Here is an 8,378-nt window from a genome sequence, read left to right as displayed (position 1 = left end):
GAAGGGCGTCTAGGTCAGTCTTCACACACCGACCATGGACGCCCTTCGTCACGCTCGCAGCCAATCACCGAAATTCACATCAGCGATCTAGCCGGCGCGGGCGGCGTCCATGACGCGCCCGGCGTCGCGCTCGAAGGAGGCGCGGGCGCCGAGCGTCAGGAGGCCGCCCACGATCATGGGGACGACCAGCAGGTACATGCCGCCGATCAGCGAGCCGAACCGGTCGGAGGCGATGCCGACGACGAGCGAGCCGAACGCCCCGGCCGCCGTGATGAGCAGCTGCAGGACGGCGAAGCCGAGACCGCGCGCGGCGGCCGGGACGACGTCGGCCAGGCAGGCCGTCATGTTCGGGATCGCGATCGACATGAGCGAGCAGGCCAGCAGGACCAGCGCGGTCATCGGGCCGATCGAGTCCATGGCCAGCGCGCCGGCCAGGACGGCCGCACCCGCCGTGATGCCGCCACCACCGGCCAGCAGCCTGCCGCCCTTGCGGGTGCCGTGCCACCTGCGGCCCAGCCAGGAGCCGACCAGGGTGCCGGCCAGCGTCCCGGCGATGGTGATCAGGCCGCTCAGCGAGCCGGCGGCGCCGACGCCGACGCCGTACTCGCGGACCATGAGCGTGGGCAGCCAGTAGAAGATCCCGGCCAGGCCGAGGGTGAGCAGGCCCAGCCCGGCGCAGACGAACAGCAGCGTCGGGATGCGGATGACCTGCCCGAACTGCTGCCAGAAGGGCGCCTTGGGCGACGCGGTGCCCTCGGACGATCCCGCGCTTTCCGCAGGGGCTCCGGCGACCATCCGGTCCAGGTCGCCGCGGCCCGGCTCGCGCAGGAACCAGACGAGCACCGCCGTGAGCACGCCGGGCACCACCATGACCAGGAACGCGGTGCGCCAGGAGAACACCTCGGCCAGCACGCCGCCCAGCAGTGTGCCGATGCCGCCGAGGTAGGTCGTGACGCGGGTCAGCCCGTACGCCTTGGCCCGGCTGACCGGCGGGTAGTAGTCGGCCAGCAGGCTGCCGGCCGCCGGGTTGTCGATGTTCTCGGCCGCCGCGAGCAGCACCCGCATCAGGTAGAACATCACGAAGCCGGTGGCCAGGCCCGAGCCGAGCGTGGCGACGGCCCACAGCAGGACGACCACCGCGATGATCCGCGTACGGCTGAACCGGTCGGCCAGGAAGCCCGCGGGCAGGGAGACGATCGCGGCGGCCAGCGCCGCGGCGGTCGGGATCGAGCCCGCGGCGGTGTCGCTGAAGCCCCACTCCTTCTGGACGAGCGGCAGCACCCCCGACAGCAGGTTGTACTCCATGCGGTCCACGAGCCCGACGATGAAGAGCACCACGAGCGGCGCCCAGCCGAACGGCGCCCTGGTCCGCGCGTCGATGACGCCGGCACGCGGCGAACCCAACGTCCTGACCATGCCCACCCTTCCAGTAGGAAAATCTAGAATGCTGTTCTAGGCGAACGTTCCAGCCAGAGTGGCAGAAGTCACACGATTCGTAAATGGGCGTTTTCTGGGAAATTTCGCAGTTTGGGGCTCATGTACGGTGATCGCATGAATCCTGGGCAGGTCACGGGCGCGATGCTGGTCGCCGGCACCACCTCCGACGCGGGCAAGAGCGTGGTCACCGCCGGGATCTGCCGCTGGCTGGCCCGCCAGGGCGTGCGCGTGGCGCCCTTCAAGGCCCAGAACATGTCGCTCAACTCCTACGTCACCGCCGGCGGCGCCGAGATCGGCCGCGCCCAGGCCATGCAGGCCCAGGCCGCCGGGCTGGAACCGGTCGCCGACATGAACCCCGTCCTGCTCAAGCCGGGCAGCGACCGCCGCAGCCAGGTCGTGCTCCTGGGCGAGCCCGTCGCGGACGTGGACGCCATGGAGTACGGCGCGCTGAAGGACCTCCTGCGGACCACCGCCCTGGCGTCCCTGGACCGGCTGCGCGCCCAGTACGACGTGGTGATCTGCGAGGGCGCCGGCAGCCCCGCGGAGATCAACCTGCGCCGCGGCGACATCGCGAACATGGGCCTGGCCAGGGCCGCCGGGCTGCCCGTCGTCGTGGTCGGCGACATCGACAGGGGCGGCGTGTTCGCCGCCTTCCACGGCACGGTCGCGCTGCTGGACGCGGCCGACCAGGCCCTGGTCTCAGGGTTCGTGGTGAACAAGTTCCGGGGCGCCCGCGAGCTGCTCGAACCCGGCCTCGACATGCTCAGGAAACTCACCGGCCGGTCGGTCTACGGCGTGCTGCCCTGGCTCGACGGCCTCTGGCTGGACGTCGAGGACTCCCTCGCGCTGGACTCCCGCCGGGTCGCGACCGGCCGGCCGCTGGGCAGGCAGACGTTGCGGGTGGCGGTCGTCCGGCTGCCCCGGATCTCCAACTTCACCGACCTGGACGCGCTGGCCGCCGAACCCGGCGTGGTGGTGCGCTTCGTGACCGACCCGGTCGAGCTGGACGACGCCGACCTGGTGGTGCTGCCGGGCTCGCGGGCCACGGTCGAGGACCTGGCCTGGCTGCGGCGCACCGGCCTGGCCGACGCCCTGCTCGCGCGGCGCGGGCCCGTCCTCGGGATCTGCGGCGGGTTCCAGATGCTCGGCCGGGAGATCGTGGACGAGGTCGAGTCGCGGGCGGGCCGGGTGGACGGGCTCGGGCTGCTGCCGGTCCGCGTCGAGTTCGCGCCGGACAAGCGGCTCGCCCGGCCGGTCGGGCGGGCCTACGGGCAGCCGGTCAGCGCGTACGAGATCCACCACGGGCGGGCGACGGTCGAGGGCGGCGAGCCCTTCCTGGACGGCTGCCGCGCCGGCGACGTCTGGGGCACCACCTGGCACGGTGCCCTGGAGAACGACGCCTTCCGCCGGGCCTTCCTGGCCGACGTGGCCGACCGCGCCGGACGCGCCTTCGTCCCCGCCCCGGACACCGACTTCGGCCGCCTGCGCGAGGCCCGCCTCGACGCCCTGGGCGACCTGATCGAGCAGCACCTGGACACCGACGCCCTGCTGGGGCTCCTGCGCGACGGCCCCGCCCCCGTGCCCTACCTGCCGCCGGGCGCCCCCTCGGCCTGATCCCGCGGGGAACGTTCGCGCTGGGCGGTGATCCAGGCGTCGATCTCCTCCCAGTGGGAGTAGAGCCAGCGGACCTGGCTCTCCCGGTCGTCCCTGGGCACCTCGGCCGCCGGCACCCGCCACCACCTGGCCGTGATCCGCGCCGCGTACGGCAGCCTGCGCCACACGTCGCCGATCGTGACGAGGTCGTCCAGGCCGGTGTGCGCGACGAAGACCACGTCGGCCTCCGGGCAGGCGGTGATCGCGGCGATGGCGCCGTTCGGCCGGGGCGGCAGCAGGTGGGTCATGCCGCGCGCCCGCTCCGCCTCCTCGGCCAGCCCCTTGTCCTCCAGCCGGCGGATCGCCAGCCGCCGCCGGCGGGGGGTGAAGTTGCCGCCCTCGGGGAAGATCACCAGCGCGTCGCGGTCGTCCATGGTCGCCGACAGCCGCCGGATCTCCTCGATCACCCGCTCGCGGCCGGACCGCCGTGGCACGAAGGCGTTCGGCAGGCGGTTGACCACGACGTCGAGCGACGGGTCGTACTGGAGGGCGGCCTTCATGACGATCCGCGGGTGCCGCCGGTACACCGACAGCAGGTGATAGATCAGCAGGAAGGAGTCGCCCGGCCCGGCGTGCCGGGAGAGCACCACGATCGGGCGGCTCAGCCGGGCGGCGCGCTCCTGCGGGGTCGGCGCGGGCTCCTCGACGTCCACGGTCAGCCGGAAGATGCGCACCGCCGCCGCGTACACCCTGGCCAGGAACCAGCGGATCAGCGCGTAGTGCCGCTCCTGGCGCCGGGCCCGCCCGAACGCCCCCGACACCCACAGCCCGAGGCAGGCGATGAGCACCGCCGACTCCAGCGTCAGCCAGGCCGCGCCGAACCAGACGAACCGCAACCCCCTGCGCTGCGGCGGCGGCAGCCGCAAGGACGCCCCGAACGTGATCAGCAGCCACAACGGCAGCGTCACCAGCACCACCACGGTGACCACGATGACGAGTGGAGCCAGGACGATCCGGCGCACGATACGCGGTGGGAACAACGGCGCCTCCCCGAGGTCTGCCTTCCCTGAGGTCCTACCTTCATCCTCCTCTTGTCCGCAGGTAGCGGGAAGAAGCCTGGTACGCCCGCTCGATGTAGGTGGAGATCTGGGACAGGTCGCGGTAGCGCAGGGTCGACAGCGGCGCGGCGACCCCGGCGGGCAGCACGTGCACCTCCACCCCCGGCGGCAACGTGGCCATCTCCTCGGCGAACCGGTAGCGGCGCGCGATCTCGAACGCCACCATCCCCACCTCCCAGAACCGCCGGGGCGCGGTCAGCGGGCGCTCGATCCGGCCGACGTGCAGCACGTAGACCCGCCGGGCCCCGAGCTGCACGGCCCGGCCGACGGGGATGCTGTGCACCAGCCCGCCGTCGAAGAAGTGCTCCCCGCCGATCTGCACGGGCGGCAGCAGCCCCGGCACCGCGCACGACGCCAGCACCGCCTCCACCAGCGGCCCGCTGGCGAACCAGTGGGCCGCGGCCCGCTCGACCGAGGCCGCCACGCACTGGAACGGCACCTCCAGGTCCTCGATCAGCTCCGTGCGCACCGTCCCGGCCAGCACCTCCCGCAGGGGACCGTTGGGATGCAGGTGGGTGCCGGTCCTGGCCAGCGTGGACAGCCGCGTCACCCACGACCCGGCGAACGCCGTGCGCACGACGTCGGACTGCCACAACGAGGTCAGCCGGTCGACCGCCCGCACGGGGTCGGCGGCGATGAGCGCGCCGTTGAGCGCGCCCACCGACGTGCCGACGACCACGTCGGGCCGGATGCCGAAGTCGTCGAGCGCCCGCAGCATGCCCACCTCGTGAGCACCGAGCACGCCACCGCCACCGAGCACGAACGCCGTCTCCACGTTCCTCACCCTGCCCATTTCACCCTGCTCATTTCACCCGGCCCGTTTCACGCGGCCCATTCTCGTTGCCGTGTCCCGGAAGGGAACCGGCCGGGACGCTGCCGACATCGGCCAGTGACCCCGGCGCCGCCCCGGCGGGACGATTCCGGCATGACAGCAGTGGTTCAGGCCGAAGGGCTGACCAAGTACTACGGCGGGCGGCGCGGGCTCGAAGACCTCACGCTGGAGATCCGGCCCGGCGAGATCTTCGGCTACCTCGGGCCCAACGGCGCCGGCAAGACCACCACGATCAGGCTGCTCCTCGACGTGATCAGGCCCACCCGCGGCACGGTCCGCGTGTTCGGCCACGACCCGCGCGCCGCGGCCACCCGCGCCCGCATCGGCTACCTGCCCGGCGAGTTGGCGCTCGAAGGCCGCGACCGGGCCCGCGACTACCTGGGCTTCCTCGGCCGCGTGCGCGGCGGGGTGCCGGGCAGCCGCATCGAGGAGCTGGCCGAACGGTTCGACGCCGACCTGTCGGTGCCGATGCGCAAGCTCTCCAAGGGCAACAAGCAGAAGGTCGGGCTGATCCAGGCGTTCATGCACGAGCCGGAGTTCCTCATCCTCGACGAGCCGACCAGCGGGCTCGACCCGCTCGTCCAGCAGGAGTTCCTGGCCATGGTCCGGGAGGTGCGGGCGTCCGGCCGGACCGTGCTCATGTCCTCGCACGTGCTGGCGGAGGTGGAGAGCGTCTCCGACCGGGTCGGCATCGTCCGCGCGGGCCGCCTGGTGACCGTGGAGAACGTGGCCGCGCTGCGCGAGAAGGCCGTACGCCGGATGGAGCTGCACTTCGCCGCCCCGGTGCCGCCGTCGGCGTTCGAGGGCCTGCCGGGGGTGCGCGACCTGCGCGTGGAGGGCGCCAGCGTCCGGTGCACGATCGACGGCCGCCCGGACGCCCTGGTCAAGGCCGCCGCCCGGTTCACCGTCGTGCACCTGGTCAGCGCCGAGCCCGACCTCGAAGAGATCTTCCTGACCTACTACAGCGAGGAGGAACGGCACCATGATCGCCAAAAGTCTGCGTGACCACCGCCGGGCCCTGATCTGGTGGACCGTCGGCATCAGCGCGTTCATGGCCCTCTACATCAGCATCTTCCGGAGCGTCAGCCAGGACCCGAGGACGTTCAACCAGCAGGCCCTGGCCAAGTACCCCGGCCCGCTCAGGGACCTCATGGGCGGCATGCCCGACCTGGCCCTCGGCGTCAACTTCCTGCAGACGATCGTCTACCAGCTCTTCGTCCCGATGTTGTTCGTCGTGCTCGCCACCATGCTGGCCAACCGGGCGATCGCCCAGCCGGAGGAGGCCGGGACGCTGGAGCTCGTCGTCACGCTGCCGGTGGACCGCAGGCGGCTGGTGCTCCAGCGGTTCTGCGCGCTGGCGCTGGCGCTGCTGGCGGTGTTCGCCGTGACGCTGGCCGTGGCCTGGGCGGCCGGGGACGCGGCGCGGCTCGGGGTGCCGTTCGACCGCGTCCTGGCCGCGCACGTCGGGGTGCTGCTGCTCGCGCTGTTCTTCGGCACCGTGGCCCTGACCGTGGGCGCCGTGACCGGCCGCAGGATGATCGCCTCGTCCGTCGTCGGCGTGTGGGTGGCGGCCGGGTACATCGTCGTCACGCTCGGCCGCGGTGTGGCGGCCATCGCCTGGCTGAAGTGGCTCTCGCCGTTCCACTACTACGCCGAGGGCCGGCCGCTCTATGAGGGCCTGCCGGTCGGGCACTACCTTGTGCTGGCGGGAGCGACGGCAGTGCTCGCGCTCACCGCGATCCTGTCCTTCGACAGGCGTGACGTAGGAGTGTGATGGTGCTCTCCAGGATGCCCGCCGACCTGCTCGGCGGGCATCGTCAGGTGCTGGCCGGGGCCGCCGCCGGCCGCCCGCCCTCGCGGGAGGCGCTCGACGCCTGCCGCGCCGACGGCACCCGCGCCGCCGAGCAGGGCGTCCCGCTGCGGACGCTGGTCGACGGCGCGCTCGCCGCCGCCGAGGGGCTGCCGGACGTGCTGCCCGCGCTGCGCAGGGCCGTCTCGGCGCTCATGGAGGGGTACGAGCTGGCCCAGCTCGCCGCCCTCAGGGGCGAGGAGACGGCCCGCAGGGAGTTCGTGGACGACCTGCTCCAGGGACGGGCCGAGCGGCTGGCCGAACGGGCCGAGCACTTCGGCCTCCGGCTGGCCGAGTCGTACGTGGTGGCCGCCGCCCGCGGGCTGCGCGACGGGGACCAGGACCGCATCGAGCGCGACCTGGTCGCCCGGTTCGGCTCGCACAACGTGCTGGTGGCCGTGCGCGAAGGGCTGCTGGTGTGCGTCGTGCCCGCCACGCTGCCCGCCGCCGTGGGGGAGTTCACCCATCACGTACGCGCCCGCTTCCCGGCCGGGTGGCGGGTCGGCGTGGGACGGCCGCACCGCGGGCCGGGCGGCGTCGTGACCTCCTTCAGGGAGGCGGCCGGCGCACTGGAGCTGGCCGACGCGCTGCGGCTCACGCTCGACGTGGTCAAGGCCGCCGACCTGCTGGTCTTCCCCGTGCTGCTGCGCGACCGCGGCGCGATCGAGGACCTGGTGACCAGCGTGCTCAGCCCGCTGCTGCACGCCAGGGGCGGGCACGAGCCGCTGGTCGAGACGCTGGAGGCGGTCTTCGCCGCGCACGGCAACCAGGCGGCGGCCGCCCGCAGGCTGCGGATCAGCCCGCGGGCGGTGACGTACCGGCTGGAACGCATCCGCCGGCTGACCGGCTTCTCGCCCGACGACCCCACCCAGCGCTTCACCCTGGAGACCGCGGTCCTGGGCGCGCGCCTGCTGGACTGGCCGTGGGATCAGTCGTGAAGGGCGAGCCGGAGCCCGAACCCGACGATGACCACGCCGGTCACCCGGTCGAGGATCCGCCGCACCCGGGCCGACCGCAGGACGTCGCTCATCAGCGAGGCGAACCCGATCAGCACCGCGCTCCACGCCAGCCCCTCGGCCACGTGCACCCCGGCCAGCAGCAGCCCCATCGCCGCGTGCGGCGCGCCGGCCGGGATGAAGTGCGGCAACATCGCCACGTAGAACGCCCCGACCTTGGGGTTGAGCAGGTTCGTGAGCAGGCCGCGCCGGAACCCCTTGCCGAAGCCGAACGCCCGCTGCCCGTCCTCCTCCTCGCCGCCCGGCGCCCTGGCGAGGAGCATGCGCAACCCCATCCACACCAGGTACGCCGCCCCCGCCCAGCGCAGCACGTCGTAGGCGAACCGCGAGGCCGCCAGCAGCGCCGACAGCCCCGCCGCGGTGAGCACGCCCCAGACCAGCGTGCCGAGCTGGATGCCCAGCACCACTCCCCAGGCCGCCCGCCTGCCTGTGAGCAGCGACGTGCGCAGGGTGAGAGCCGTGTCGAGCCCCGGCGTGATCGTCAGGAGCGCGACGACGGCAGCGAACGACCAGACTGCCGCATTGATGTCCAC

8 protein-coding genes are annotated in these 8,378 nt (G+C 73.0%); 4 read left to right on the top strand and 4 right to left on the bottom strand.

The window, feature by feature from the left end; all coding sequences use genetic code 11:
* Positions 1-87: 87 nt before the first annotated feature.
* Positions 88-1,416, bottom strand: coding sequence for an MFS transporter (locus ABZ444_RS37580; RefSeq protein ID WP_358007810.1), 1,329 nt, complete (start codon positions 1,414-1,416; stop codon positions 88-90).
* A gap of 135 nt (positions 1,417-1,551) precedes the next feature.
* Between ABZ444_RS37580 and ABZ444_RS37575 the strand changes: the two genes are divergently transcribed.
* Complete coding sequence (locus ABZ444_RS37575; RefSeq protein WP_358007807.1) at positions 1,552-3,051, top strand: cobyric acid synthase; 1,500 nt, start codon at positions 1,552-1,554, stop codon at positions 3,049-3,051.
* Here the strand turns inward: ABZ444_RS37575 and ABZ444_RS37570 are convergent.
* Both ABZ444_RS37570 and ABZ444_RS37565 read right to left on the bottom strand, forming a co-directional pair.
* Positions 3,021-4,070, bottom strand: a complete 1,050-nt coding sequence (locus ABZ444_RS37570; protein ID WP_358007804.1) for a 1-acyl-sn-glycerol-3-phosphate acyltransferase — start codon at positions 4,068-4,070, stop codon at positions 3,021-3,023. The two genes, ABZ444_RS37575 and ABZ444_RS37570, sit on opposite strands and share 31 nt — an antisense overlap.
* 40 nt (positions 4,071-4,110) lie before the next feature.
* Positions 4,111-4,932: a patatin-like phospholipase family protein gene (locus tag ABZ444_RS37565; RefSeq protein ID WP_358007801.1), complete on the bottom strand. Its 822-nt coding sequence runs from the start codon at positions 4,930-4,932 to the stop codon at positions 4,111-4,113.
* Positions 4,933-5,073: 141 nt separating this feature from the next.
* Between ABZ444_RS37565 and ABZ444_RS37560 the strand changes: the two genes are divergently transcribed.
* Genes ABZ444_RS37560 through ABZ444_RS37550 form a run of 3 tightly spaced genes read left to right on the top strand, consistent with a single transcriptional unit; the run spans position 5,074 to position 7,767 of the window.
* Positions 5,074-5,985, top strand: a complete 912-nt coding sequence (locus tag ABZ444_RS37560) for an ABC transporter ATP-binding protein (protein WP_358007798.1) — start codon at positions 5,074-5,076, stop codon at positions 5,983-5,985.
* On the top strand, positions 5,963-6,754 hold the full coding sequence (locus tag ABZ444_RS37555; protein WP_358007795.1) for an ABC transporter permease subunit: 792 nt from the start codon (positions 5,963-5,965) through the stop codon (positions 6,752-6,754). Before ABZ444_RS37560 ends, ABZ444_RS37555 begins: the two co-directional genes overlap by 23 nt.
* On the top strand, positions 6,754-7,767 hold the full coding sequence (locus tag ABZ444_RS37550) for a helix-turn-helix domain-containing protein (RefSeq protein ID WP_357980792.1): 1,014 nt from the start codon (positions 6,754-6,756) through the stop codon (positions 7,765-7,767). Before ABZ444_RS37555 ends, ABZ444_RS37550 begins: the two co-directional genes overlap by 1 nt.
* Here the strand turns inward: ABZ444_RS37550 and ABZ444_RS37545 are convergent.
* A complete protein-coding gene (locus ABZ444_RS37545) occupies positions 7,758-8,378 on the bottom strand; it encodes a LysE family translocator (protein WP_358007792.1) in 621 nt (206 codons plus the stop codon). The two genes, ABZ444_RS37550 and ABZ444_RS37545, sit on opposite strands and share 10 nt — an antisense overlap.

The sequence above is a fragment of the Nonomuraea sp. NPDC005730 genome (assembly GCF_040630865.1).
In the GTDB taxonomy this organism is placed as follows: Bacteria; Actinomycetota; Actinomycetes; order Streptosporangiales; family Streptosporangiaceae; genus Nonomuraea.
The sequence above is the reverse complement of the archived record's forward strand: the minus strand, read 5'-3'. Positions and strand labels throughout refer to the sequence as shown.

Bases quoted from the DNA above. Each gene is read 5' to 3' on its own strand.
- ABZ444_RS37580 (WP_358007810.1), bottom strand. From the start codon at position 1,416: ATGGTCAGGACGTTGGGTTCGCCGCGTGCCGGCGTCATCGACGCGCGG.
- ABZ444_RS37575 (WP_358007807.1), top strand. From the start codon at position 1,552: ATGAATCCTGGGCAGGTCACGGGCGCGATGCTGGTCGCCGGCACCACC.
- ABZ444_RS37560 (WP_358007798.1), top strand. From the start codon at position 5,074: ATGACAGCAGTGGTTCAGGCCGAAGGGCTGACCAAGTACTACGGCGGG.
- ABZ444_RS37555 (WP_358007795.1), top strand. From the start codon at position 5,963: ATGATCGCCAAAAGTCTGCGTGACCACCGCCGGGCCCTGATCTGGTGG.
- ABZ444_RS37550 (WP_357980792.1), top strand. From the start codon at position 6,754: ATGGTGCTCTCCAGGATGCCCGCCGACCTGCTCGGCGGGCATCGTCAG.